This is a genomic window from Gillisella vitis (genome assembly GCF_001541345.2).
GTDB lineage: Bacteria > Pseudomonadota > Alphaproteobacteria > Rhizobiales > Rhizobiaceae > Allorhizobium > Allorhizobium vitis.
In genome coordinates this window covers 790,964-817,578 of record NZ_LMVL02000001.1, presented here as the reverse complement: position 1 = coordinate 817,578, position 26,615 = coordinate 790,964, and the positions used below count along the sequence as shown (strand labels likewise).

22 protein-coding genes are annotated in these 26,615 nt (G+C 55.9%); 4 read left to right on the top strand and 18 right to left on the bottom strand.

From position 1 onward, the window contains the following. Nucleotides 1-56: 56 nt before the first annotated feature. The 7 genes from ASB66_RS03450 to ASB66_RS03420 form a co-directional block, all read right to left on the bottom strand. Nucleotides 57-1,988, bottom strand: a complete 1,932-nt coding sequence (locus ASB66_RS03450; protein ID WP_156545065.1) for a putative bifunctional diguanylate cyclase/phosphodiesterase — start codon at nt 1,986-1,988, stop codon at nt 57-59. A gap of 48 nt (nt 1,989-2,036) precedes the next feature. Beyond that, nucleotides 2,037-2,543, bottom strand: coding sequence for a putative pterin-binding protein (locus ASB66_RS03445; protein ID WP_060717420.1), 507 nt, complete (start codon nt 2,541-2,543; stop codon nt 2,037-2,039). Between the two features lie 744 nt (nt 2,544-3,287). Beyond that, nucleotides 3,288-4,259 (bottom strand): SphA family protein, encoded by a 972-nt coding sequence (locus ASB66_RS03440; RefSeq protein WP_158544201.1) that lies wholly within the window; start codon nt 4,257-4,259, stop codon nt 3,288-3,290. A gap of 291 nt (nt 4,260-4,550) precedes the next feature. Next, entirely contained in the window at nt 4,551-5,780 is a 1,230-nt protein-coding gene (locus ASB66_RS03435) for an MFS transporter (RefSeq protein ID WP_081088977.1), read from the bottom strand. 522 nt (nt 5,781-6,302) lie between these two features. After that, nucleotides 6,303-7,043 carry an IclR family transcriptional regulator gene (locus ASB66_RS03430; RefSeq protein WP_060717417.1) on the bottom strand — a complete coding sequence of 247 codons (741 nt, stop codon included), beginning with the start codon at nt 7,041-7,043 and terminating at the stop codon, nt 6,303-6,305. Between the two features lie 203 nt (nt 7,044-7,246). Then, nucleotides 7,247-7,771, bottom strand: a complete 525-nt coding sequence (locus tag ASB66_RS03425; protein ID WP_070147634.1) for a sigma-70 family RNA polymerase sigma factor — start codon at nt 7,769-7,771, stop codon at nt 7,247-7,249. Nucleotides 7,772-8,075: 304 nt separating this feature from the next. Beyond that, nucleotides 8,076-8,576: a YciE/YciF ferroxidase family protein gene (locus tag ASB66_RS03420; protein WP_060717416.1), complete on the bottom strand. Its 501-nt coding sequence runs from the start codon at nt 8,574-8,576 to the stop codon at nt 8,076-8,078. 403 nt (nt 8,577-8,979) lie between these two features. Between ASB66_RS03420 and ASB66_RS03415 the strand changes: the two genes are divergently transcribed. Beyond that, nucleotides 8,980-10,023 carry an MDR/zinc-dependent alcohol dehydrogenase-like family protein gene (locus ASB66_RS03415; protein ID WP_070147635.1) on the top strand — a complete coding sequence of 348 codons (1,044 nt, stop codon included), beginning with the start codon at nt 8,980-8,982 and terminating at the stop codon, nt 10,021-10,023. A gap of 107 nt (nt 10,024-10,130) precedes the next feature. Further along, complete coding sequence (locus ASB66_RS03410) at nt 10,131-10,847, top strand: Crp/Fnr family transcriptional regulator (RefSeq protein WP_060717596.1); 717 nt, start codon at nt 10,131-10,133, stop codon at nt 10,845-10,847. Nucleotides 10,848-10,886: 39 nt separating this feature from the next. Here the strand turns inward: ASB66_RS03410 and ASB66_RS03405 are convergent, their stop codons facing one another. The 4 genes from ASB66_RS03405 to ASB66_RS03390 all read right to left on the bottom strand — a co-directional run bounded on the left by ASB66_RS03405 (nt 10,887) and on the right by ASB66_RS03390 (nt 16,742). Further along, nucleotides 10,887-11,960, bottom strand: coding sequence for a sensor histidine kinase (locus ASB66_RS03405; protein WP_060717415.1), 1,074 nt, complete (start codon nt 11,958-11,960; stop codon nt 10,887-10,889). Beyond that, nucleotides 11,957-13,399 (bottom strand): DUF7125 family protein, encoded by a 1,443-nt coding sequence (locus tag ASB66_RS03400; RefSeq protein WP_060717414.1) that lies wholly within the window; start codon nt 13,397-13,399, stop codon nt 11,957-11,959. Before ASB66_RS03400 ends, ASB66_RS03405 begins: the two co-directional genes overlap by 4 nt. Before the next feature lie 313 nt (nt 13,400-13,712). Then, the gene (locus ASB66_RS03395) at nt 13,713-15,470 is read right to left on the bottom strand and encodes a sensor histidine kinase (protein ID WP_060717413.1); all 1,758 of its coding nucleotides are present in this window, start codon (nt 15,468-15,470) and stop codon (nt 13,713-13,715) included. Between the two features lie 414 nt (nt 15,471-15,884). After that, a complete protein-coding gene (locus tag ASB66_RS03390) occupies nt 15,885-16,742 on the bottom strand; it encodes an SDR family oxidoreductase (protein ID WP_060717412.1) in 858 nt (285 codons plus the stop codon). Between the two features lie 345 nt (nt 16,743-17,087). Between ASB66_RS03390 and ASB66_RS03385 the strand changes: the two genes are divergently transcribed. Further along, nucleotides 17,088-17,234, top strand: a complete 147-nt coding sequence (locus ASB66_RS03385) for a DUF1127 domain-containing protein (protein ID WP_081088976.1) — start codon at nt 17,088-17,090, stop codon at nt 17,232-17,234. Between the two features lie 440 nt (nt 17,235-17,674). On the opposite strand, the gene ASB66_RS03380 is transcribed toward ASB66_RS03385, so the two are convergent. The 7 genes from ASB66_RS03380 to ASB66_RS03350 all read right to left on the bottom strand — a co-directional run bounded on the left by ASB66_RS03380 (nt 17,675) and on the right by ASB66_RS03350 (nt 24,776). Then, a complete protein-coding gene (locus tag ASB66_RS03380) occupies nt 17,675-18,349 on the bottom strand; it encodes a spermine/spermidine synthase domain-containing protein (RefSeq protein ID WP_060717411.1) in 675 nt (224 codons plus the stop codon). 85 nt (nt 18,350-18,434) lie between these two features. Then, complete coding sequence (locus ASB66_RS03375) at nt 18,435-19,529, bottom strand: ABC transporter ATP-binding protein (RefSeq protein WP_060717410.1); 1,095 nt, start codon at nt 19,527-19,529, stop codon at nt 18,435-18,437. After that, entirely contained in the window at nt 19,529-20,599 is a 1,071-nt protein-coding gene (locus ASB66_RS03370; RefSeq protein ID WP_060717409.1) for a Gfo/Idh/MocA family protein, read from the bottom strand. The genes ASB66_RS03375 and ASB66_RS03370 overlap by 1 nt, the downstream gene beginning before the upstream one ends. After that, nucleotides 20,592-21,620, bottom strand: a complete 1,029-nt coding sequence (locus tag ASB66_RS03365; RefSeq protein WP_060717408.1) for a Gfo/Idh/MocA family protein — start codon at nt 21,618-21,620, stop codon at nt 20,592-20,594. Before ASB66_RS03365 ends, ASB66_RS03370 begins: the two co-directional genes overlap by 8 nt. Nucleotides 21,621-21,648: 28 nt before the next feature. After that, nucleotides 21,649-22,530, bottom strand: a complete 882-nt coding sequence (locus ASB66_RS03360) for a carbohydrate ABC transporter permease (protein ID WP_060717407.1) — start codon at nt 22,528-22,530, stop codon at nt 21,649-21,651. Next, complete coding sequence (locus tag ASB66_RS03355) at nt 22,523-23,437, bottom strand: carbohydrate ABC transporter permease (RefSeq protein WP_060717595.1); 915 nt, start codon at nt 23,435-23,437, stop codon at nt 22,523-22,525. The genes ASB66_RS03360 and ASB66_RS03355 overlap by 8 nt, the downstream gene beginning before the upstream one ends. A gap of 55 nt (nt 23,438-23,492) precedes the next feature. Beyond that, a complete protein-coding gene (locus tag ASB66_RS03350) occupies nt 23,493-24,776 on the bottom strand; it encodes an ABC transporter substrate-binding protein (RefSeq protein WP_060717406.1) in 1,284 nt (427 codons plus the stop codon). A 532-nt stretch (nt 24,777-25,308) separates the two neighbouring features. Here ASB66_RS03350 and ASB66_RS03345 point away from each other — a divergent pair. Continuing rightward, nucleotides 25,309-26,574 (top strand): Gfo/Idh/MocA family protein, encoded by a 1,266-nt coding sequence (locus ASB66_RS03345; RefSeq protein ID WP_060717405.1) that lies wholly within the window; start codon nt 25,309-25,311, stop codon nt 26,572-26,574. The last annotated feature ends 41 nt before the right edge of the window (nt 26,575-26,615 follow it).

Genomic DNA, 26,615 nt, shown 5'->3' with positions numbered 1-26,615 from the left:
TCCCAGCCCTGTCTCTTTCCGAGCATCCTCTGTACCAACATAGGGAATTGTACCAATTACCATGACTGGTCGAAGGTTAATTCCTTGTCGTCATCCTCCTGACGAAGGTGGGTGAGAAAGCTCGCCGGTTGTGGCCTGCCGATCAGGTATCCCTGCACCTGATCGCAACCCAGTCTTTTCACGCATTCGAATTGTTCTTCCGTTTCCACACCTTCAGCCGTCGTGGTCATGCCAAGGCTGGCGCCAATCCCTGTCACCAGTTCTGCAATTGCCAGAGCATCCGCCCTTGTCGTCACATCGCGGATAAAAGACCGATCGATCTTCAACTTGTCAAACGGAAAGCCCCGCAAGCTGCCGAGCGAGGAATACCCCGTCCCGAAATCATCCATGGCAATCTGAATCCCGATCGCCTTCAACTCTCTCAAGGTTGTCAGGGTCAGTTCGTTTTTGTCAAGCAAGACGGATTCGGTGATCTCAAGCTCTAGACGATCCGCAGAAAGCCCGCTGATTTCCAGGGCATCCAAAACCTTTTGCACGAGCGTCGTGCTGCGAAACTGCACCGACGACAGATTGACCGCAATTTTGAAATGGCCGCGCCAGCTTGCCGCTTCCACGCAGGCGGTCCGCAGAACCCAACCCCCAAGACCATCGATGACCCCGATTTTTTCGGCGACAGGGATGAAGTCAACCGGCGAAACAGAACCGCGGCTTGGATGTGTCCAGCGCAGCAATGCTTCGTAACCGCAAATCTCGCGCGTCGCGGTGGTTGCCAATGGTTGATAGTAGACTTCCATTTCCCCGTTTTGCAACGCCGTTTGCAAATCCGCCTCGAACGACTTTCTGTCCTTCAACCGTGTCTGCATCTGGTTTTCAAACACACAGGCATGGCTCGGCCCCAAAGCCTTGGCTTCATAGAGAGCAAGGTCAGCACGTTTGAAAAGTTCGTCGGTATCCGGCTCGTCATTGAAGATCGCCACGCCGACACAGGTGCCAATCTTGATTTCCTGGTCTCCGACAAGGTACACAAGACCAAGTTCATTCATCAGACGCCTAGCAAAATCCATCGCCTGGTTCTCGGTCAGACCGGTGGACAAGATCGCGAATTCGTCTCCTCCCAAACGACAGACGAGATCGCCGTGGTCCTTGATATCGACCAGCCGGCTCGCGACCATCCGCAGCAAGGCATCACCGATGTCATGACCAAGCGTATCGTTCACATCCTTGAACCCATCGAGATCCAGCAGCAGGATGATGGCCACTGGTCCGCCAGCTTTGGCCGATAACAGCCTTGCTTCCAGATCCTGACGAAAGAGGATGCGGTTGGGCAAACCTGTCAGGGAATCATGGTGAGCGACATATTCGAGGCGATTGTTTTGTGATTTCAGTTCCCAGGACGCCGCGCGCAGATCGTCTGTCAATCGTTGCATACGCCGATGTGCTTTATCCAGAAGACTGTTGTGACGCAGAAGCAAGCCTACAAGTACAATACCGCACAGGATAAGCCCCCCAGCAAGGGCGGTATAGATGAGATGAAGGTGCCGCAACTCAGCCTGGGCGGCACCAATCTTGCTGACATCCGCTTCAAGAGCAGTCGATGCCAGCCTTGTCATCGGACCATCCAGAAGTTCCATTTTCTGCAACAGCGCTTTGATGGCTTCGAGGTCCAGCGTTCCGAACCGCCTGTTGAGAGTTTCAAGAACGTCACTGAGCTTGGCGATCAGATCCACACGCTGCGGATCTGCATCAATGAAGCTCTTTAAATTGCCTTGCTCGAATAATTCCAGCCGGCTCAGCATGATATCCAGACGCAGACGCAAATCATCCCGGTCAAACTCACCCATGTCGAAGGCGGATGTCGCCAGCCGGTGCTCAAGCCTCATATATTCGGATAGGGTTTGACTGACGGCCCAGGAATCATTGTAACGGGCGAATTTCTCAAGCGTCGTTTGACGTTCGGCTATCACATAGGCGATGTACCCGGTTGCCATGACGAAACAACATATGATCGTCCCAAGAATACGCCTCACGCCGCGCCTCTATTCCACAATGAGCTTTGAAACCTGCCATGCCGAGCGCATGTAATATACCTGACTTTGAAGCTGTTGGTCACTATCATAGGGATAGACAATGAAGAGCGGCCCTTTATCCCTCACTGGCATATAATTCTCGTCCCGCTTGAAAGCGAGCAAAACATTGAACCGATTGAAATCATCAAGCGGAATTGTTGTCACATAATCGTTCAGAGCAACGGCTGTCACCTTCGTTCCCTTTGCCCCCACGAAATCCATCAGCTTTTTAAGCGGAACGCCTTCAAAAACCGTACGCCCTTCATACCACGGATTGGTGGTTTTAATCACTGTAGAACCAATGGCCTCCAACATGCCAAGATCAAAAGCAGCCCCATCTGCCGTATTGCGGTTTTCAATATTGCCGGAAATCACCAGGACAGGCTTGCCTTCCGGTTCAGCGAATGTCCCCGCCATCGCCATCGAAATAGGAGCGACCGACAGCACGATATAGGCCCAAAGACGGACGAATCTCATTATAACTCTCCTGACGATCAATCGATAACGCAAGGACGCCAACGCTCTTCGAATTCGAATTCGAAGAGCGTTTTGCCACAGTCGTGACCGTCCGGCATGTTGGTTCGGTAACTTTTCACTTATCTCATACAAGAGTTTACAAGTGCAATAAAGCATCCGAGGGTGTCTAACGATGACAGACCGCAACGCAGCGTATTGTAGATTGAAGCGCATCTTTACGAGAAAAATCAGTTTCCCGTTATCAAAGTCAAAACCGGCGAGACTCGATGTCAATTCACCGATAATTACTTGGACCGAATATTATATGAGAATTTTCGCAAGTACCAGAGGGATCGTTGATTTTCCAACTCCACCGGTTGGCGATGGCAATTTTTCAGAGCCGTCAACAGCCGGTTTGCTGAGCTTTCCGTAGGATGCGAAGCACCCAAAGCAATGTCCGATGTGACAAGAGTTATGACCTGGGCGCAGAATAACCGATGAACCCGGGCGTTAAAATGGCAGGCGATCCGCTGAAACGGCCTGGCCGCCTGTGAATTCCTTGAACCAGTTATAATTTAAAGAAGCCGACATCAAACTTAAAGCACGACCGCCTTCTTTTGGGCGCCGGATAAAACACCCAAAAAAAGACTGTCGTGCTGTATTCGCCAGGATTACTTCCGAGGCCCGGCAATTGGAAATTTCCCCTGGAAAACTCCAGGTTATAGAAACGTCGAAGATGGTTGAGCCATCCTCGACGTCTGCCAACTACCAGAGCTTTTTGATAAAGCTCAGTTGCAAATAATCACCCTTGAATGAATTCCTGTTGTAGACATCCGTCAGGTATTTAAGTGTCACAGTCGCACGTTGTGATGGAAAATCGACCGCTACGATAGGACCGAGGCGTATGGATTTATGCCGCCGTCCATCCAAGGCTAGATTGGCCGGAGACCCGTCATCATCCTGAACCTGCCATTTGACATTGCCCGCGAGACCGAACTGGTAGCGATTATACCGTTCCGTAACGGCGAAATCGGCAGAAAGATAATCTCCGTCGCGATAGGTGAAACCGCCCGTCGAGTCATCGCGGTCGAAATTGTGATTGTAGAAGATACGGGTCGAAAACTCCGTCCCTTCCAAAAGAATAGGACGGGTTCGATAGGTCATGGCGACGTTTGGAGACAGAACCCAGTTGTTGAAGCCCGGATTGCCAACCTTTTCATTGTCGAACAGGCCCATTGGTATGGTGACGCCAACACCCAGTCCCAGGGTAAAGCCAACCGGCATCGGCGGAATGAAATCGGCCGCGGGCTTGGGTTGGCCGGGAGCGCCAGGAGGCGGACCCTCATACCAGCTCTTCGACCAGAAGAAGATATCGGAATAGGCGTCGAACCAACCGGTATTTTTGGAAGACAGATTGGCAGGCGTTGTTTTTGTAATCGTCAGATCGTGCTCTCCGTAAACGAAGACCAGAGAGGACGCCATTCGCCCGCCAAGGAACTCCCCGTCATAGACATAAAGCCCACCCAACTGCCCCTGAAAAAGCCTTTCGCTTGTATCGGGAAACATCGAATTTCCGCTATTGTCACGCAGAGAGTTCCGCCAATTGCCCCAAACGCCACCGACCGCATAGAAGCCTGCCTCAGGCGGCAATTCGGCAGCCCTTATATCCGTTGAGGCGCCCGGCGTGACCGTCTGATAAAACTCGGCAGCAAAGGCCTGCCCACCTTGAGAAGCCAATAGGCAAGAACCCATTAGCAGAACCGCAAAATCTAACCGTTTATTTCTCATCAACTTGTCCCACTTTCCCAGCCAAAATAATAGGCCACCCCAAATCCGGCACCGTCGGATCACCCTGGGATTCGCTCCATAGTAAATCACAGACCACTCTAATCGCTTCTTCTTGCTCCAGGCTTGCAACGCCCCCCAAGGTAGAAATCGACTTAAGAGGTTACGCATAGAGACGTGCGTTAAGGCGAAGCTGAGTGCGTCACACAGGGTACACTCAGCCTGCGCCTGGTTCTCTCCGTCTCAATGAAGCCCGACCAATTCCCGCTTGATGGTGACAGGCTCCTTCAAAGCCATTCCGAATATCGACCAGATGGCGAAGACGCCGGCTCCCAGCAGCGTAAAAGCTGCAAAACCCGCCATTGCACCGATCATTCCGCCAGAGGCAGCGGAGACAGCACCAACCACGAGGGGGCAAATAAACTGGCCGATGAAAAACATCGACGTCCAAATACCGGAGGCCCTGCCCCGATACGCATCCGGCAGCCGCGCCATGGTGAAGGCCAAAACCAGAGGCAGCGAAATACCGCAGCCAATATTGTTGATGAACATGCCGACGATTCCACCCATCAATGACGTCTGGGTATAGAGCAGGATGAAACCGATACCCTGCAACATCATAGCCGCCGACAAGAGCACACCGATGGAGCGCCGCGCCTGAGACCGGAACAACAGGGTTCCGGCGACGACGCCGAAAGAACCGGCAGCGCTGGCAAGACCAAGCACGCTTGGCTCGACAATACCCCGCTCGGCAAGGAGCAGGGACACATGGACCGGCATCACGTAGAAGAGCATGCCGCAGATCATCGTCAAGACGAGGCAAACGATAAACCGCGTATTGAAAAGCCTGCCTTCAGCCTCCTGCGTATCCGCAGGCATGTCAGCCGGACGGTTCGATGTGGTCGTGCGTGACGGCTCGAACAATACCATCAGGATAAGCGGAATAAATAGCGCCGTGGCACCATAGACAAGAAACGGCACGCGCCAGCCGTAACCACCCAGAAATCCTGCCAGTACGAAACAAACGGTTGCGACAAACGAGGCCGACCCGAATTGCAGAGATAGCCAGTGGGCCCGACGTTCGCCTGCGAAATAATCGCAGATCAGGGCCGTCCCTGCCGTCATCACACCCGCTTCGGCGATACCAACCACAACTCTCGATGCGATAATTGTATAAAGGCTATCCAGCCAGGCTGGCATGACGCCGGCAATGGCGTAAAACAGCATCGAATAAAACAACAATGTCTTGCGACCGATTCTGTCGGCAAGGATCCCGGCAAGCGGGGCAAGCAGCGCCACGAAAAGGGCTGGCGTGACGAGTGCGATCGGAGCAAGCAGCGGCGCATTCGCCACCGAGGAAAAATGCTGGATGATCTGCGGTAAGACCGGCGCAAACAACGTCGATCCGATCGGCGCCAGCCAGGCCATTGAGATGAGTAGTACGCCTTGAGGTATACCGGCGGCTCTTTGCATGTCTCTCCTCCTCCATAAATAACCAGATCTTGAAGACCGGTCCGCACTCCGCACACAGAAACTCGATGCGGGGCAGCCTGCCCTACAATCTGTATTGTTTCGAAATGAGGTTCCGCGAATTCAGGCAATCCATTTCAGCTCACGCAATCGCCTCCCAAGCTGATTGGTCGATCAGACCAGATCCACCTCTCCTGCAAAAGCCACAGCGACGAACGTATTCCCAATCACGCCCAAGACGCCGCAACATCCTCAATCTGCTACACACTCTCTCATGAAACCGAGGCCGGCTTCATGAGTTATGAACGTGGGCATCAGGTTGAATGCGATGCTGAACGGTACTGCGACGTGATTTCCTTCCCCTCCCAACGCAATTGCGTCAGGACCTCCTCATTTCTTTGCATATTGAGGAATATCAAATCGCTAGTCAACAAAAATTATTATATTTTGATAATATCGAAAGAAATTCTAACTATGCGTGCATTGTTTCGAATATAAGGGGCAATCAATACCGGTATAAAACTCTCAGAACCACCGGGAATTTAGCTTGTCAGCAAGGATTGAAGATGCTGGCAACAAAAGCATCGCCAGCCGCCGTTCAGTGGAGTCATCAAAATCGCTGGCACGGACGATCAGGCTGAAGCTGGCATTGATTGCGCCTTGCGCGCAGGTGACGGGTACGGAAATGCCGACAAGACCCGGATCCACTTCCCCACGCGTCACGGTAAAGCCGCGCTTACGGATGGCGGCCAATTCAGACGCAATATCGTCAAATGCCCGGTCCACTCCCTCGGCACCTTTAATGATCTTGCTCAGCTTTGCCCGAGGCAATTGCGCCAGAATGGTTTTTGACGTGGCACCCCGCAGCAATGGCATGGGCCTGCCTCGCTCATAGCTGGTGGCGATATCGGTGGCGGGGCTACGGTCATCGGCAACGCAAATCACCTGGTCTCGATACAGCCGTGCGATAACCGCGACACAAGGAAACTGAACGGCCGATACAACGTCGCGCAGTAAAGGTACGCCCTCGCGGATCAGCGGATCGGACAGGCGAAGACGTCGATCAAATTCGATAAAGACCGCGCCAAGGCGATAATGCCCTTCCCGGGAAGGATCGAGAAAGCCTTGTCCGACCAACTCGCGGACCGTGCGGTAGACAGTGCTTCCAGGCACATCCAGCCGCTCTGCGATATCCTGTATGGTCCACTCCGACGTCTTCTCGTCGAATAACCTCAAAATATCGACAAAGCGTCCCAGTCCGGCCATGCTTTTCCTCAGAAAGCTGAAAGAATCCCACTATCGGGCAGTTTCTGACTCGCATTTCAGGCCTGGCAAGTCAATCGCCAGCCTGAAATGGCCTCTGAATTCATGTAAACAGTAACATCAATGCCGGATACCGGCCCTCGAGCGTTGCCGGTAAATTGAGTTTTCCTGACAAATTGGCGGGCGCTTGAAAAATACCAGATCAGTCAGGCTATGCTGAAGCGCTCTGACAATGCTTTTCGGGCTCGGTTGACCCGGCTTTTTACAGTTCCCACCTCGCAGCCGCAGGCAAGGGCGGTTTCATCGTAACTTGCGCCGCTCGCCACCATCAGTAGGGACTGCCGCGATGCTTCCGGCAAATGTTGCATAGCCAGACCGAGATCTGCGTATAGAACCACCCATTCCTGTGGTGGCTCCATCACCATGCGCAAGTTAAACTCGTCATCCATTCCGACATGCTCGCGCTTGCGCCTGTTATAGGCCGTATAGAAAGCGTTGCGCATGATTGTGAACAGCCAGGATTTCAACGCCGTACCGGCTCGAAATTGTGAGGAAGAGTTCAAGGCTCTGAGAATGGTATCCTGAACCAGATCCTCGATATCGCCATTCGGTCCGACAAGCCGCTTGGCGAAACGTTGCAATGCAGGTAGATGCGCCTCTATTTCCGAGTGAACCGCCGTTGTAAATGTCATTGCGCCGCCATTGCCAGCGCTGCCCTCGAAAGTTGCCATGAAACAGATCTCCTTCTGCCACGTCAACGAGCACAGGGCCAGGTTGTTTCTGTACGCTACCGCACGAAAGAAATGTAATGCGAAGAGTCATTGAATATGACTCATCGTATTCCGTTTGCGAATATCTCAAGCCACTGATGCATTTGAGATATTCGCAATCCCTTCAAGGCGAGGATGCGTCAGCATCTTCGAGCCTTGGTATAACGTCTGCCACCAGAGCTTTTTATAAAAACAAAAAAGGCCGCACACCGGCGGCCTTTGATGGGAACAAACCTTTCACAACGTCGAAAGGCCGGTCCAGAGTTCACGCGGCCTTGCGTGCGCTTTTCTTGTTGGCGCTGCCTTCGCCAAGCGCCGTCAGTTTTTCGTCCGTAGCGATTTCTTCCTTCAGGGTCGCATCGAACAAGGCGGCGGCCTCCTTCATACCGAGCTGCAGTGCCCAGGCCTTCAACGTGCCATAGCGGGCAATTTCATAATGCTCGACGGCCTGCGCCGACGAAATCAAGCCGGCGTCAAGAGCGGGAGATCCCTTGAAATCCTCCATGATTTCTTCGCCTTCGGCGATGATGCCCTGGATTGCCTCACAGGTTTTGCCCCGAGCATTCTTGCCCAGAAGCTCAAAAACCTGCTCCAGCCGCTCGATCTGGCCCTGGGTTTCTTCACGATGATGAAGAAATGCGTTCCGGCCCTCTTCCGATTGCGCCGCGCGTGCCATTTTCGGCAAGGCCTTCAAGATTTGCTTCTCAGCAAAGTAGATGTCCTTAAGCGTATCCAGGAACAGGTCGTTCAATGTTTTCTCAGCCATTTTTTCCTCCGGGGAATGGTGCAATTCCTTGGCGTCTTTCCTGTGGCTTTCGTCTGGAACTGCGTGAAAAGTCGGGACGCTTTTTGAAGGCTCCCATGTAAGCCACCCCTCCCAAACCAGAGTTGCAACCTAAAAGTTCCCCGAAATATCCAGCAGGAAGCCCGGCGGGTGAAATGGCGCTGCAAATATCAGGTCTACGCAATAGCAGCGAAAGACCCAACACCATCGTCTTTGACAGGACTTGTTTGACCGGATTTGGGAACTCGAGCGGGTTTTCGAAGTTCAGTGTGAAATGAGGCACACCACGACACGCGCCCATGCACCAAGGCCGCGCCTCAAAGACGAGGGCGCCAAAGGCCTTGGTAAAAGTCGCAAGCTCGGGCAAATGACGGGAAGGAACCGGATGGACAGGATTTCCGCAATCTATAGCGCAAAACCGGATACCGATGAGATGAAGGCAGCGATTTTCACCGGGCCGGAACAGATCACCATCGTATCCAATACTCTGCCGCGACCCGGACGGAGCCAAGTGCGAATAAGGCTGGAGGGCTGTGGTATCCTCGCTTGCGACCCTATCTCTCGCGGTGGACAAGACAAAGCGCTGACCTCTGCCGAACCGATGGGCTTAAATGGCGAAGGATGGGGGGTCGTTGACGCGATCGGTCCCAATGTCAGAAGCCTGTCGATAGGGGATCGTGTAGCTTCACTGGCCCGGTCCGCTTATGCCAGCCACCATCTGGCCGATGCAGACAGCGTCATTCCCCTCCCCCCATTGCTGGATGGCATGCCTTTTCCCGGCAATTCCTTGAGCAGGGTGATGAACATCTTTCGCCGGAGCGACATCAAGGCGGGACAAAGGGTGGCCATTATCGGCATAGACTTTGTCGGCGCTCTTCTCATCCAGCTCGCCTCAACAGCCAAGGCGCATGTGATTGCCATTTCGCGCCGTCCGGCATCCTTGGCGGTGGCCAAGCGTATGGGAGCGGCAGAGGCGTTTATCATAAGCGAGCATGGTGCGGCGGATGATCCCGTGCGGATCATCGAAACCGTGCATGAACTCACGGGCGGACATCTGTGCGACCGAGTAATCGACACGACTGGCGAGGCCGGGGTGATTGATCTGGCGGCTCAATTGAACAACGCGCAAGGTCGCTTGATCATGGCTGGCTGCCAACAGGCAAACTCGCAAGAAGGCGTTATGCAGCCGTTGAAAGAGCGCGGAGCCAGAATAATCCAGACGAATGAACGCAATCCAGAAATGGGTCCAGGAATCGGCTCAGAAATCTGCGTCGATGGCATGCTTGAAGCGGTGGCGGCAATCATGGACGGACGGCTCGATCCCACACCCCTTTATACCCATCGCTACAGATTGGAGGAGTTGGGCCAGGCGTTGATCGCCGCCCGCGACCAGCCGGATGGATTTATGAAAGCACTGGTGATCTATTGATGAGTGACAGAATTTTGAAAAATGGCCGCGCGGCTAAGGATCGCGCCGTTTCAGTGTCGACGATCCCAGCCCAGAACCATGGCGGCCGAACTGATGCGGAGACAGCCATGCCCATACGTAATCGTCTTCTCAACATGCTGGCGCCTGATGATCTCGCCGCCATCACACCCGCTCTCGAACCTGTCGATTTACCGCAAGGGCTGGTCTTGTCGCAGCCTCACGACATCGACCACTACTGTTACTTCCCTCTTTCGGGTGTCGGATCAACGGTGATCGTTTCTCCGGCTGGCAACCAAAGCGAGGTCGGGCTGTTTGGCCGCGAAGGCATGTCACCGGCCTCTGCCCTGCTGGACAGTGATCGTAATCCCTGCCGGGTGATCATGCAGGTCGCAGGCACTGGGTTGCGCGTGGAAACAAGCCGATTGGTTGGCCTGATGGATAGAAGGCCGCCTCTGCGCCGCATGCTGCTTCGATGGGCCTATGTGGTCAATATGCAAATGGCTTTCACTGCCCAGTCAAACGCCATTCACTCTATCGATAAGCGGTTGGCACGCTGGATCCTGATGTGTCACGACCGCCTGGATGAGGATGAATTATCGCTGACCCATGAATTTTTATCGATCATGCTGTCGGTACGGCGCTCGAGCGTCACCGCTTCCCTGCATGTGTTGGAAGGCGAAAGATTGATTTATGCGGAACGCAAGGCAATCCGTATTCGCGACAGAGCAGGTCTCGAAGCCTTTGCTGACGATGCCTATGGCTCCGTCGAACGAGAATATCAACGGCTACTGGGGCCAATGGGAGATCCGCCACCTGAGGTTTGATGGAGACAACATCGGCAAGATTGCGAACGCATGTATGTGTTAGCTGGAGACTGAAGCAGGCGAGATCCGCGCAAAGGGTCCGGCAGCGCTGCAAACCAGACCGTCTTCGGCGAACTGGATATCGGGCGTCGCTGCAAGCAGCGATGCGAGGGCTGATGTAACATAGCGCGTCCCATAGCCTTGGCGCGCTGGCGCACGAACGGGCGGCCCATTGCTCTCTTGCCAATGGAACTGGAAAGTCGGTTTCTCACCACTATCAACGGCCCAGCGAAGAGCGACACGTCCCTCCGGGACCGACAGGGCGCCATATTTGATTGCATTGGTGATCAATTCATGCAGGCAAAGCGCCAGCGTCGTTCCGGCTTCGCGTCTGACAAGCAGATCACTGCCATCGACGGCAATCCGCTCGGTGCCATAGGGCGAGACGATCAGATCAACCACAGCCGACAACGACACATCCTCACCCCCGGCCTCGAAAACTGCGGTATGGACATTGGACAGCGCAAGCAGCCGTCCATTGAAATCCTTCACCAGATCGTCAAGGCTTTCGGCACCACGCCGTGTCATGCGAAAGATCGATGTTACCGTGGCCAGGATATTCTTGACCCGGTGATTGAGCTCCGCCCGCAGTTCCCGCTCCCGTTCAATCGAATCGCGCACCTGCCGCTGGCGCAAGCGCACCAGCAGGTTGGACTGGATACCGCTGACCAGTTCGAGTGGTGCCACCGGCCGTGTGTAGAACAAAAGCCGCGCGCCCGGCCAGGCGGAAAGCAATTGGCTGCGGATGCGTATCAGGGGCGCGCCCCGCTCCAGCAGAACGATGATCGGCACTTCAGACCAATTCGGCTGCCGGCTGAGATGCTCGGTGGTCAGGGCGACAATCTGCGGCGTCAGAGCCTCATGCGAAACAATCACAATCCCCGGTGAAGCGTCCAGCAATTGGGCGAAGCCCTTGGCCTCCGTTACGGCCCGTACCTCGATCAGATGTTCGCGCAAAAGCGCGCCGACATAATCGGCATCCTTGCGAAAGGGTGCGCAGACCAGCACCCAATCCAGTTCCTCTTGAGCCAGTTCCTGTTGGGCAAGTTCCTCCTGGGGCAATGGTACTGTCATTTCTGATCAGGAAGCGGGTTATAGGAAACGACACTGACACTACCGCTTTCGATCAGCAGTTCCCGGACATCCAGATCATGCGGACCATGGCGCTTTTTGACCACGGTGATGCTGCGCCGCAGCCGCCCCTCATGCTCCATGATTCTTAAGAGAAGCACCGTATCGCCGAGGAAACTGACATCGACGTCAATGCCGACATTCTGGCCCAAAAGCCCGTGCTGCGCGACGATCAGCATGGTCAGAACACCGGATCTCGCTAGGTATTTCAGCAGGGACTGGATATCCCGCACCGCCTTTTCCCGATGCGGCAGTGAATTCAGATAGCCCGTCAGGCTGTCGATGACCACGACACGCACCTTGTTCTGCACGACGGCATCCTGAACGATCTGGCCGAACTCGCCAGGCGAAACTTCATTCGGGTTGAAATCGCGCAGGATCAGTTTGCCATCCTTGTGGAACTGCCGCAATTGCATGCCAAGGCCTTCAGATCGGCGGAAAAACGTTTCCAACCGCTCCTCGAACAGGAAGAGAGCGACGCTTTCGCCGCGCTCCAGGGCTGCCGTTGCATAGAGCGACGACATGGTGGATTTGCCCGTACCGGCCTGGCCGATGACAAGTGTGGTGGTTCCCGCTTCCTGGCCACCGCCAAACATGTCATCCAACTCGCTCACGCCGGATTTGATTAATTGCGGCTTGGTGGTTTCTGTCGCCGTGCTGGGCATGATGCGCGGAAACACGACAACGCCTGCGCCTTCGCGGATCGCCATGTCATGATAACCATCGGCAATCGGCACGCCGCGCATTTTCGACACCTCGACCCGGCGCCGCACACCGCCATATTCCTCCAGTGACTTGTCAAACCGGATGACACCATGGGCCAGACCTTCGACCTCCTCGCCGCTGCGGTCGAGACCGGGTGACTGAGTATCGAGAAGCAGCGCCACGACTTTTCGTTTCGACAGAAAAGACTTGAAGCCGATCAATTCCCGGCGGAAACGCGGGGAGTCGCCGGTGATCAACCGAATTTCCAGCAGCGAATCATAAACCAGACGCTGCGGCTTATGCTCATCGATAGCAGCCTCTATCGCCTTGCGGGTTTCATCGAGCCGCAGGTCGGCGGTCATGAAAATGCTCTGCTCGTCGGCCTCGTCGATACTGCCTGTGGTCGACAGTTCCTCCACATGAATACCATCCAGCGTCCAGCCATGGGAAACCGCAATAGAGCGCAATTCGGCAGCACTTTGGGACAGCGTCACATAAAGACAGCTCTCGCCCGCGTCCACACCGGCCCGCAGGAACTGTATGGCTGCGGTGGTTTTACCCGATCCGGGAGCGCCTTGAAGCATGAACAGGTTCGGTAAGGGCAATCCGCCGCGAAGAATTTCGTCCAGTCCTGCGATGCCGGTACTGGCAATCGCAGCGTTTTTGCGTGGTGGCATATCTGTCTTCCATGACCATGCAGGCAAATGCATCGTTCAAAAGAGGGGGAATAATATCTCGATGCCGCATAGTTCCATTAACCCGGGACGATTGCGGGAATTCTACGGCAGATTTTTTAGCTTTAAGTCAATGTCCACCCTGATCCAAACCCGCCCTCAATGAGCGATGCGGGAACTTTATATTTGTCTTGTGCAAAATTTCAATAAAATCCGCAAAATCGGCCAATGAGGGGAATCATATCCAGGCGGCCGCCTTCCCCGCTTGGGCGATCATTCAGGACGAACCACTTCTCAGGCGACCGCGGGCCGCAGTTCAAGCCTGCAAACCGGCGAGTGTCTGCGACTTACCCAGAGCATCGGATTGCGTTGTCTGTGACCTCAACGGCATCGAACCTGACTGGACCACGGCGAAGGAAAGATGGAAGCGAAGACCATCGGGCCGGAAATCGCTGCTGATCCTGGGAGACAGGCTGCGAGGGAAAGCACTGCGGATCAGCCGCGACCCAAATCCCTCGACACTGGCCCCTTTGTGACCAGAGGCTTGGAGATCAGACCCTTGAAGAGTGGGATCAACAACCGGCGGGCCGTCTTCTTCCTGCCATTGCAGCTCGATCCGATCCTGCTCTTGCCGCCATTCTACCTTGACACGTCCATCCCGTTCGCGAAGAGACCCGTATTTCACGGCATTTGTGGCAAGTTCGTGGGCGATCAGCGATAGCGCGACAGCAGCCTCCGGCGGCAAGGTGCAGGGTGACCCCTGGAGAGTAATCCGCCTGTCGCCCTCGCTATCGAAAGGCTGAAGCGCCCGCTCGAGCACATCGCGCAAGCCGGCACTTTTCCAGTCTTCCGACAAAAGAATATCGTAGGCTCCCGCAAGGGCTGCGACGCGCCGGGCAAAAACGCCATTTTCCTGCGAGCGATCCTTGAATGTCTGCCGTGCGATGGCCTGGATCATCGCCATCGTGTTCTTGACACGGTGCGCCAACTCTCTTGCCACAAGCTTGCGGTTTTCCTCGGCACGCGCTGCCTCACATCGGCGCGCCTCCAATTCGTCCAGCAGGCTATCGACCGTAGCGCCCACCTGTCCCAGTTCACTGGAGGGCCCTGTCATCCCGGTTCTGGCCGCGAGATCGCCTTGGCGCCATCGCTGAAGAACGGCAACGATGTGATTGATCGGGCCGAGGATAAACCGATTTCCGATAAAAAAGGCGGCAAGGAGAGCCAGACCAGCACCCACCGCGATCATCGCCAGTCCCAAGAGAGAAGCCCGATCAATCGGCGCGAAAGCCTGGTCCGCCGAAAAACCGGCGCTGACATAGAATGGATTGTCGGGTGAAACGGGAACATAACCCATAATCCGACGTATGCCATCCTGCCCCACCCGTTCCGTCGTGCCGGGCTGTTGGGCTTGAACCAGTGTGTTATATGGCGGCGGAATCGGGGTACCAAGGAATTTTTCAGGCCCCGGGTTGCGGGCAAGCACGGTTCCGTTGCGGTCGGCAATCGTGATCCACCCGCCGGGCGGAAGGCCGCGCTGAACGATACGCTGCTCCAACCATTCCAGATGCACCGCCGTGGCGATCACGCCAACTGTCTCCGATCCCTGCTTGATGGCCAGCGCCATTGGCACGATTGGTGCGTTCGAGATCCGGCTGACCGTATAATCGCCAACCGATAAAGCATCGGAATGAAGGGCTTGCCGAACATAGTCGCGATCACTGAAGTCGCTGCCGACCTCCCAGTCCATATTGTCGCAAACCAGCTTTCCGTTTCGATCCAGAACCATGATATTGCGGACCTGGGTCACCCTGGCGGCGACCGATTTCAGGACGTCGGTACAGGCTTGTTTATCCTGTCCGGCCACAGCAGGAACAACTGCGGTGGCAATCAGCAGCGCCTTGACACCCTCCACGACGCTGTTCACCTCGGACGCCGCCTGTCGGGCGGTTTCGAATACCTGACGATGAACTTCGGCATAGCGTTCGGCACGCGCACTCACTTCGTTGTAAACCAGCATTCCCAATGCCGGTGACAACGCCGTCAAGACCACAGCGACCAGTCTCTTTTTCACGCCACCCCTCCCCACCCGTAAGAGATCAAGACGCTTTTCAGCCCCTGTTTCGCACCAAGACCCATATGCACAAAGGCCTGGCGAAACTGCACAACCGTCGCCCTCCAAGACACGACCGCGCCAAGCATCCCATGGAATGCACAGAACCCGCCGCCCCGAGTCTATACTTGCTGCATGGCTTTCTCCTTGAGCCTTTCAGCCCAAGGAATCATGCAGCAGTTTATCGGGTATTCCTGCAGCGACAATAGAGGGTCAATGCATTTCCGTCACACTGCCAAGAGAGCGCGGTCCATATCATCGCCACTACCGCAAAACGACAGTCGGTCAGGTTCAATCTGAACCTGACCGACGAAAGCTTTTCTTGGTTTTGCTTGTCTTTTCGGGGAACCCGGACTTCAATTCACCCGACAACAGTTAGAGAATAGGCTTGCCACCTGTGACTGCGATGGTGGCGCCGGAAACATAGCTCGAAAGGGGGTCTGCCAGCATCACATAGGCCGTTGCAAGTTCAGCCGGTTGGCCCGGTCGTTTCATCGGCACTTGTTCACCAAAGCTTGAGACCCGTTCCGGCGGCATGGTCGAAGGGATAAGAGGTGTCCAAATCGGGCCGGGCGCGACGGTATTGGCGCGGATGCCTTTTTCCGCCAGAAGCTGGGCGAGGCCCGCCGTGAAATTCTGGATGGCACCCTTGGTCGTCGCATAGGCCAGCAACGTGGGACTGGGTGTGTCGGCGTTGATCGAGGCGGTATTGATAATCGAAGCACCGGGCTTCATATGCTTGACGGCTGCTTTGGTCAGATAGAACATCGCGTGGATATTGACCCGGAACGTTAATTCCCATTCCTCATCGCTGATATCCTCGATCCTCTCAAAGGTCTTTTGGTGGGCGGCGTTGTTGACGAGGATATCAATCCCACCAAGCTCGGCAACCGCCTTATCTATGATGAGGCGGCAATGGTCGGCTTTTTGCAAATCGCCCGCCACCAGCACGGCCTTTCGACCTGCCTCCTCCACAAGACGCTTGGTTTCCTCGGCATCCTCGTGTTCGCTGAGATAAGAGATCAGCACATCAGCACCCTCTCGGGCATAGGCCAGGGCCACAGCCCGCCCGATGCCGCTATCCGCGCCTGTTATCACCGCCTTCTTGCCAGCAAGCCGCCCCGAACCCTTATAGGTGGTTTCGCCGTGATCTGGCACGGGATCCATGTCGCGGGTCAGCCCCGGAATAGACTGCTGTTGCTTGGGAAACGGTGGCGTCGGTTTATCGGTCATCAGCTTACCTCTCATTTCAAAACATCATTGCTGGATAGTTGAGTGCGCGGATCAAAACCGCGCTCTCAAAAGCTCACACCTTGCAAACAAAGCGCACGCACCAGCGTTCCGAATTTTAATATTTCGTGACCTGAATAAACGAGATGGGTATTGGCTGCGGAGGATAGCCGGCGCCAAATTTCCGAAGGCGACCACCATCGCTTACTCATGCATTTGACGCATGGGTGGCGTGAGACCTTGTCTCTGTTAGGACAGTGAGAGAACGCCTATATTCCAAACATCGAAACGACGCCGGAACCGAACCAAGGTTGCTGACGTCAGACAGTCCTCAGAAAGGGCATTATCATGAACGTAGCACGCTCCCTGAACAACTGGCGCAAGTATCGTCAGACCGTTTCCGAACTTGGCCGCATGACCAGCCGCGAGTTGCAGGACCTCGGCATTAAACGCAGCGACATCCGTCGCGTTGCCAGGGCTTCCGTTGCCGGTTGATCGATATCCACATTGCTGCCTGAACGACGCCCGCCGATGACGCGGGCGTTTTTGCGTCTGGGGAAATGATATACGCAGATCCGACCAATCTGGATCTCAAGTCATTGCAAAATACCCATGCATTTAGCGCATATCTGCACTGCAACAAAATGACTATGAATTGGGCATTTATCGGGTATTATCTATCTCAACGAAGCGATGCATCCTCCTCCCGCAAAGCTTCGTATCTCGGACGACCCACTCCTCCTCCCTAGGGGCGTCCGATGGAACGGTGGCACTCCTCCTCCCAGCCGCTGTTCACTCTTTTAAAAAGCCTGCCGCACCTCCTCCCGCGGCAGGCTTTTTTGCTTGTTTACTTCCATTCAATTTTGTTAGTTCGATTGACTGAGAGCGCCAATTGCTCAATTGGCATGTCGCTTCGTCTCAGCCCTCTGATGATCTCACCCGTTGACCGCCATCCACAACAGATGGCGCGCTCCGCCGCGTTTACCGTTGGCGCGCACCTGGACTTCTTCGGTGACGAACCCCGCCTCCCGCAACCTGCGGGTAAAGGCGGCATCCGGGGCAGAAGACCAGACAGCCAGCACGCCTTTTGGCCGCAAGGCAGCTTTTGCGGCGCGCAGTCCAGCTGCATTGTAGAGACTGTCATTGGAGGCCCGGGTCAATCCGTCCGGACCGTTGTCGACATCAAGCAGAATGGCGTCATAGGCGGCGTGCTTTGAGCGGATCAGCACGCCGACATCGCCGATATGAATATCGACTCGCGGATCATCGAGACTGCCCTTGTGAACCTCCGCCATCGGCCCACGCGCCCAGGCAACCACAGCCGGCACCAGTTCTGCCACGGTAACGCGGGCATCAACTTGCAACACGCCAAGGGCGGCACGCAGGGTAAACCCCATGCCAAGCCCGCCGATCAGCAGGCTAGGCTTATCGCAGGCCCCTATTTTCTCGCAGGCAAGCGTTGCCAGCGCCTCTTCCGAACCACTCAATCGGCTGTTCATCAGCTCGTTGGCGCCCAACATGATCGAAAATTCCTGGCCTCGCTGTTTCAGGCGCAGATCTCCGCCGCCATCCGGAATGGCTGCACTGTCAAGCTGTATCCAGGGAAGCATAAGGCGTCTCTTTATCCGTAAAAGCCGCGCCATAGCATAGACACGCCCGCCAACCAAGGCGCAAAGCCGTTGCTTCCTATCCTGCCTATCGGTTCACACCACCGTTTACCCGGTTTCCCGCCTCGTCGAACAGATAGCAGCGTTTCGAGTCGATATGGATCGTCACCTTCTCGCCCTTGCGGATCGCCTGCTGGTCTTCCATCACCATGGCAATCGACTGGCCGTCCTGCATGGACAGATAAAGAATGGTCTGCCCGCCCAGATGCTCGACCAGATCGACATGCGCCTCACCAAGCGTAATCTCAGCCGGACGTAAGCTGAGATGTTCGGGCCGGACCCCGACGCTGACCTTTTGCCCGACCTTTGCGCCGGGGCTTGTCCGAGCCAGATCGACCGGCTTGCCATTCAGCTCAACAGCGGTTCTGTCTCCGGCTTCCATCAGCCGGGTCTCGATAAAATTCATCCTCGGCGAACCGATGAAGCCCGCGACGAATTTGTTTTTCGGATTGTTATAGAGATCAAGCGGCGCGCCAACCTGTTCGATATAGCCGCCCTTCAGCACCACGATCGTATCGGCCATGGTCATGGCTTCGACCTGGTCATGGGTCACATAGATCATGGTATTGCCCAGGCTCTGGTGGAGCTTGGCGATCTCGACACGCATCTGCACCCGCAATTCGGCATCGAGGTTGGACAAGGGCTCGTCGAACAGGAAGATATTCGGCTCGCGCACAATGGCACGCCCGATGGCGACGCGTTGGCGCTGTCCACCGGACAAAGCCTTGGGCTTTCGCCCCAGCAGCGGCTGGATCTGCAAGATATCGGCGGCCCGCTGGACGCGCGGCTCAATATCCTTCTTCTTCATGCCCGACGTTTCCAAACCAAAGGCCAGGTTTTTATAAACCGTCATATGCGGATAGAGCGCATAGGACTGAAAGACCATGGCAATGCCACGCTTGGCCGCTGGTACTTCGTTCATCCTTTGCCCGTCCAGCAGCAGAGTGCCACCGGAAATCGGCTCAAGCCCAGCGATCATCCGCAACAGTGTGGATTTTCCGCAGCCGGACGGACCGACAAACACCACGAATTCTCCCGGCGTGATCTCAAGATCCACACCGTGGATGACTTCAAGCGCACCATACCGCTTGAAAACCTTTTGCAGGGTGACGCTTGTCGCCATCAGTTCTGCCTCCAGCTGTCGTAATAGGCATTGTCGCTACCAACAGGAAAATGCACCTCCTGCTTATGTTTGGCGCTCCAATAGCAAGCGGTGAGGAATTCCAGCGAACGGCGGGCATCTTCTGTGGTGACCGGCGTCGGCGTGTCATTGATAAGGCAGGCATGGAAAGCCTGCATCTGGCCGGAAAACAGCTGAGCCATTGGAACCCACCCCTCAAGCAGTGCGTCGATCTTCTGCCCGACGTCAGGATTTGCCGGAATGATCCGCCAGGGATCGCCACCGGGATGGTAAGGCTCATGGCTGCTCTCGAAGGTCACATGTTCAAAGCACAGCTTCAGCCGCGAGGTTTCTTCAGCCGAACCCAGCGTGGCCGACACGGTTGCCAAAGCACCGCTGGTCATTTCCAGGCTGAGGCTGACGCAATCCTCCACTTCAATCGGATTGACGCGGGTGGCGACGCGGGCATAGAGCGAGGCGACCGGTCCTAGCAGATAGCTCAGCATGTCGTTGATATGGATAGCATGGGTCATCAGCACGCCACCCAGTTCCGTCGCCCATTTGCCCCGCCACGGCACGGCATAATAGTCCGACAGCCGTGTCCAGTGGGTTTCGGACGTGGCAATATAGGCTTTACCCGCCAGACCCGCCTCGATGATCCGGCGCGCCTTGTGGACGCCGTCACCATAACGGTACTGGAAAATCGGCATCAACCGACCTTTGGCGGTCTTCTCATGGGTCATCAACCGGTCAATCTCCGCAAGCGAACCGACAAGCGGCTTTTCGCAGATCACATGCTTGCCCGCATCGAGCGCCTTAAAGATCAGGTCGTAGTGGGTGGAGGGCGGCGTGCAGATATCGACAATGTCGATGGACGGATCGTTCAGCACGGCGTCGAAATCGTCGGTTCGGCCTGCAATGGAAAATTCCTCGCCAAATTGGGCCAGACGGGCAGGATCGAGATCGCAGATCGTCGCGACCCGGAACAGATCCGTGTTCGGCATATAGCCCTCGCGGATATGACGAGCGCCGATGCCAAGGCCAATGACGGCAACGTTGAAGATCTTAGACATTGCCAGCGCCCTTCTGCTTTGCCGCATCCGCGAAAGCCTGGGCTTTCAGCGCCAGTTCCATGGCCTTGAAGCAATGCTCCTGCCCCATGGCGGTTTCGGTGCGATCCCGGATATCGGCCAGCAATTGCCGGCCATAGGGCCGTTCGGTTTTGCTGCAATCGATATAGCGCGTGCCGGTTTTGTCGGTCAGGAACAGATGGTCGGCACCGGGGCGGCCCTCGATATCGAGATATTTCCGAAGCTCGATCGTCCCTTCCGTGCCAACGATGAACAACCGCCCGTCCCCCCAGGTCGGCAAGCCATCAGGGGTGAACCAATCCACCCTGATATAGCCGGTGGCCTTGCCGGTGGTCAGGTGAATATCGCCGTAATCCTCAAGGCCGGGGGTGTCGGGATTGGCGCGGTTGGCGGTGCTGGCCGACAGGATCTGCGCATCCTTGGCACCAGTGAAAAACAGGAATTGTTCGCATTGATGCGAGGCGATGTCGATGAGCACGCCTCCATAATGCGCCCGGTCAAAAAACCAGCCGGGCCGGTGTGGTTTGCGCAACCGATGCGGACCAAGGCCGGTCGTGTGGATGACCTCGCCGATCATTCCGGCCTTGACCAGATTGCCTGCCTCCACTGTGCACGCCGTCTCGAAATGTTCGGAATAGAGGATGGAAACGATCTGCTTCGTTTCCGCCTGGACCTTTCGCACCGCCTCCAATTGCTCAAACGTGGTCATGCCCGGCTTATCCAGCATAACATCCTTGCCGTGACGCATGGCAGCAATCGCAATCTCGGCGCGGTTGGCCGGAATGGCCGCCGACAGGATCAAGGCAATCGATGGATCTTCGAGGATCTGTCTGCGGTCGGCAACGCGCCGCGCCTGTGGGTAGCGGGCGGCGAAGGCCTGGGCCAACACGTCTTCTTCTGCAAAAAACGACGAAAACTCCGCTCCGGCGTCCAGCATGAAAGCGATCTGGCCGAAAATATGATCGTGATTGATGCCGATAACGGCAAAATGCAAGGCACTCATGCGATAGGCTCCTATAAGGACAAATATTTCAACGCTTCAGTCCGGCGGTGGCGATGCCGTCGATCAGCAGGCGTTGGCAAAACAGAAAAATCAGGAAAATCGGCACCAGCGAGAGGCTGGACATCGCAAACAGCCCGCTCCAGTCGGAACTGCCGGTCGAGTCCACGAAAGACCGCAACCCAAGCTGCACCGTGTAGGTATTGATGTCGCTCAGGTAGATCAGCGGACCGAAGAAATCGTCCCAACTCCAGATGAAGGAGAAGATCGCCGCCGTTGCCAGTACCGGCAGAGAGAGCGGCATCATGATCCGCCAATAGATCCGCCAGGGGCTGCACCCGTCCATCATCGCCGCCTCGTCCAGTTCGCGCGGAATGCCACGGAAGAACTGCACCATCAGGAAGATGAAAAACGCATCGACCGCCAGAAACTTCGGCACGACGAGCGGCAGAATGGTCTTCACCCATCCCAGTTCGAGAAACAGGATATATTGAGGGATGAGCGTGACGTGATAGGGCAGCATCAGCGTCCCCAGCATCAGCGCAAACCAGATATTGCGGCCCCGAAACTCCAGACGGGCAAAGGCATAGGCAGCCAGCGAGCATGAAAACAGATTGCCCACCACCGTCAGCACGGCAATGACCAGAGAATTCCAGAAATAGGTGCCGAAACTGACCTGGGTGCTGAGCCAGCCCCGCATATAGGCACTGAAATCCACTTTCGAAGGAATCAGTGAGGCCTGACCGAAGATCTCGCTCTGGTCCTTGATCGAGCCGGACAGCATCCACAGCAGCGGATAGAGCATCACCAGCGAGGCTGCCGCCAGAACGATATGCAGAATAAGGGACACCGGCCAGCGCCGTTTTTCCTGCGCATGGATGTCCGGGGAGGAAGCAAGTGCTGCATCAGTCATCGTAATGCACCCAATAGCGCGAGGACAGGAAGGAAAAGGCCGTGAACAGCGCGATGATGATCACCAGAATCCAGGCCAGCGCCGCCGCATAGCCCATCCGGAAATAGCCGAAGGCTTCCTGATAAAGGTAGAGCGTATAAAACAGCGTCGAATCGATTGGACCGCCCGTACCAGAGGAGATCACATAGGCTGGCGTAAAGGCCTTGAACGCATCGATGGTCTGCACCACCGCGTTGAAGAAAATCACCGGCGTCAGCAAAGGCAGGGTGATCTTGAAGAACATCCGCACTTTGGAAGCCCCATCCAGGCTGGCCGCCTCATACATATCGACCGGGATCTGCCGAAGGCCTGCCAGAAAGATGATCATCGGCGAGCCGAATTGCCAGACCGCCAGAATAACCAGCGTATAAAGGGAGTAATCGGGATTGGAGATCCAGCTTGGCCCTTCGATGCCGAAGGTATTCCAAAGCAGCACGTTGATCGCCCCGTCGCCATCGAACAATTGCCGCCAGACCACTGCGATGGCAACGCTGGAGCCCAGAAGCGATGGCAGGTAGAAGACCGCCCGATAAAGCGGCAGGCCGCGAATGCCCTTGTTGAGCAGCAGCGCGACCAGCAGGGCGAAGGTCAGCTTCAACGGCACCGACAAAATCACATAAACCAGCGTCACGCGCATGGAAGACATGAATTTTTCATCAGCCGTGGCGATGCGGATGTAATTGTCCAGGCCGACGACATTGGGCGATTGCAGCAGATTATAATCGGTCAGCGACAGCCAGAAGGAAAACAGCGCCGGGCCGAGCGTGAGCACGAAAAAGCCGATGAACCAGGGCAGAAGAAACAGATAGCCTGGCGCGTTGCGCGCCAGACTGGCCCTGAACGGTGACGGTGTCGAGATAGGCTGCATCACTGGCGCGGCACCAGAGGTGCCGGCCATTCCATCGCGAGTGGTGTTCACGGTTTCAACCCCGTTTCAGATTGGCAGCCGCCTGATCGACGAATTTCGCCGCGCCGTCTTCCGGCGAAAGACGCCCAAAGCCGACTTCTTCGCCGATCTTCTTGATCAGCATCTGGTTTTCGCCCGCACCGTTCGGCGGTGGTGGCGGAAGCGGACCGACATGCGGCGTCAGCCGGGCGATATAGTCAAGAATTTCCTTGGACTGGTCGTTCAGCGTCGGTTCCAGCGCCTCGCGCATGGTCGTCGATGCCGGAATACCGCGCTCGATCCCGAGCGCCAGCGCCGCATCCTTGTCCTCGACCAGGAAATTGACGAAATCGACAGCAGCGTCCTTGTTGGCGGATGCGGCGGAGACCGAAATCAGCATAGAAGGCTTCAGATAATGCCCAGGCTTGCCACCCTTGGTTTCGGGATAACTCATCAGCGTCAATGGATCCTTGTTGACGGCCTGGAAGGCGATGAACTGATTTGAATTGACGAAGCCAACGGCCGCCTTGTTCAATGTCACCATATTGTTTTCGACATTGAGTTGGTCGAGTGCCTGGATATCGGCGGGCACGCAGGCCTTGATCTTACGCATCCAGGCCCAGAATTTGAACCATTCCGTTATATCGGCCTGGTCGAAACTGATGGTACCATCCGCCGTATAAAGCGCTTTGCCGCGCTGACGCAGCCAGCATTCCAGATTGCTTTCGCCGACGCTGCCGTCCTGCGTTCCATAAAAGCCCCGGCGCTTTTTGGCAGAAGACACCTTGGCGCAGGCCTCACCGAATTCTTCCCAGCTCATGCCTTCATGAGGCATGTCAACGCCGGTTTCCTGCCAAGCCGCCTTATTGACGAGTGCGGTGACAGAATTAACGCCGAGATTGACACCATAGAGCTTGCCGCCAACCTTGCCGGCATCGATATTGGCGGCACCGAAATCATCGATTTTCAGCGATTTTCCCATATAGGGCGTCAGATCAAGCAGCGTACCGCGCCGCGCATATTCGAAAATATAGCGGTAATCCATCTGGATCAGGTCGGGCGCATTGCCGCCTGCCGTCTGGGTGGCCAGACGTGTCCAGTAATTGTCCCAGCCGAAAGACTCGCCATCGATGGCTGTGCCGCTGTTCTTAGCCTTATAGGCCTCAATGACCTTGAAGGTCCGGTCGTTGCGCTCCTTGGAGCCCCACCACAAAAATCGTAGGTTGGTGGCCGCCCTTGCGCCAACCGCACCCATGCAAATCAGCGGCATTGCCAGACCCATGCTGGCGAGCACGGTTCGTCTGCTGAATTTCGTCATCATTCTGGTCTCCTCCCCAGTATCCAGATGAATTCAAATCACTTGCGTCACAGCCCAAACCTCCCTCCCGAGGTCATTTGGCAGTTCCGACAAGGAAATGAAAAAATTTTCACAACCTCTACTTATAGACGTTCTCTAAGCTGCCGATATCTCCCGAAACACCGGCATTTGCTCTTCAAATTGTCGATGTTTCCACCGCCTGTCAAGCCGTGAAAATTTCATACTGACAAACAATCTCAGCATGACAATGGCAAATGATATGCTAGCATAGCAGTTAAGTCGGGCCGAAGGAAATGATTTTGCATCATCACCAAAAGAGCAGAGGCCAACAGAGACGCGGGAGCCCGTGGAGGGGTTTTTACGAGCCATGGTCCACGGCACTTCCATGCAAAAACCAACTCCGGACCAAGCCCGGCACCCTGATTGAATCTGGAACAACCACATAGCCCATGGAGGAGGTTTGTGGGCGTCCTGTCCGCCGGATACGGCGTGATAGCGCCTGCAGGACACCACGGCTGTAGCCAAGGAGGATGGCATGCAAGTCATACGCAAGAGACGCTTTGCCCTGGTCGGCGCCGGCCACCGGGGAACGACCATGTGGGGGCGCGATATTGTCGAGCGATGGGGCGATCAGGTCGAACTGGTGGCAATCTGCGACCTGAACGGACTGCGCGCCGAACAGTCGCAAGCCCATATCGGCTCCTCAGTGCCGATCTACCTGGATTTCGACCAGATGCTGGCCATTGAAAAGCCGGATCTAGTGATAGTCTGTACCCGTGACAGCACCCATGACGAGTTGATCGTCAAGGCCATGGAAGCTGGCGCCGACGTGATCAGCGAAAAGCCGATGACCACGACCGCCGCCAAGATCAAGCGCATTCTGCACGCCGAAAAGCGCACGGGGCGGCGGCTGGATGTCTCCTTCAACTATCGTTTCGCGCCGACCGCTGCGCGTATCAAGGAATTGCTGAATTCGGGCGTCATCGGCGATGTCACCTCTGTCGATTTCCATTGGTATCTCAACACCAGCCACGGCGCCGACTATTTCCGCCGCTGGCATGCCTATACGGAGAATTCCGGCAGCCTGTTCGTCCACAAGGCCACCCACCATTTCGATCTCCTGAACTGGTATCTCGATTCGGACCCGGATCTGGTATCCGCCTTTGCCGATCTGAAGCATTACGGACGCAACGGGCCGTTTCGCGGCGAGCGCTGTCGCACCTGTCCCCATGCACAGCAATGTGACCATTATTTCGATATGCGGAAGGAACCCTTGCTCGAAGCGCTTTACGAAGCGCCCTCCAAGGAAGACGGCTATGTGCGCGATGCCTGCGTCTACCGGGAGGATATCGACATTCCCGACACCATGGTCACCAATATCCGCTACCAGAACGGTGTCCATGTCTCCTATTCGCTGAATACCTATATGCCGATTGAGGGGCACCATATTGCCTTCAATGGCCACAAGGGGCGTATCGAGCTTCGCCAGTATGAAAAACAGCCCTGGACAGAGCCGCCAGCCGATGAAATCGTGCTGATGCGCAATTTCGGCGAGGTCGAGCGCATCTGGGTGCCGCACTCCTCCGGCGGCCATTACGGCGGCGACGACCGGCTGCGCAATATGTTGCTGAAGCCCGGCATGAACGACGAATTGCGCCAGCGGGCCGGAGCAAGAGCGGGCGCCATGTCGGTTCTCTGCGGGATTGCCGCGCTGGAAAGCAGCCGAAGTGGTAAGCCCGTCACTGTTGCCGATGTCTGGGGTGAGGATGAAGGGATCGGCCTTCTGGAGCAACTGGCTTAAAATCGATAGGACAAAGGCACCGCAAACGTCGGGCCAGCAGA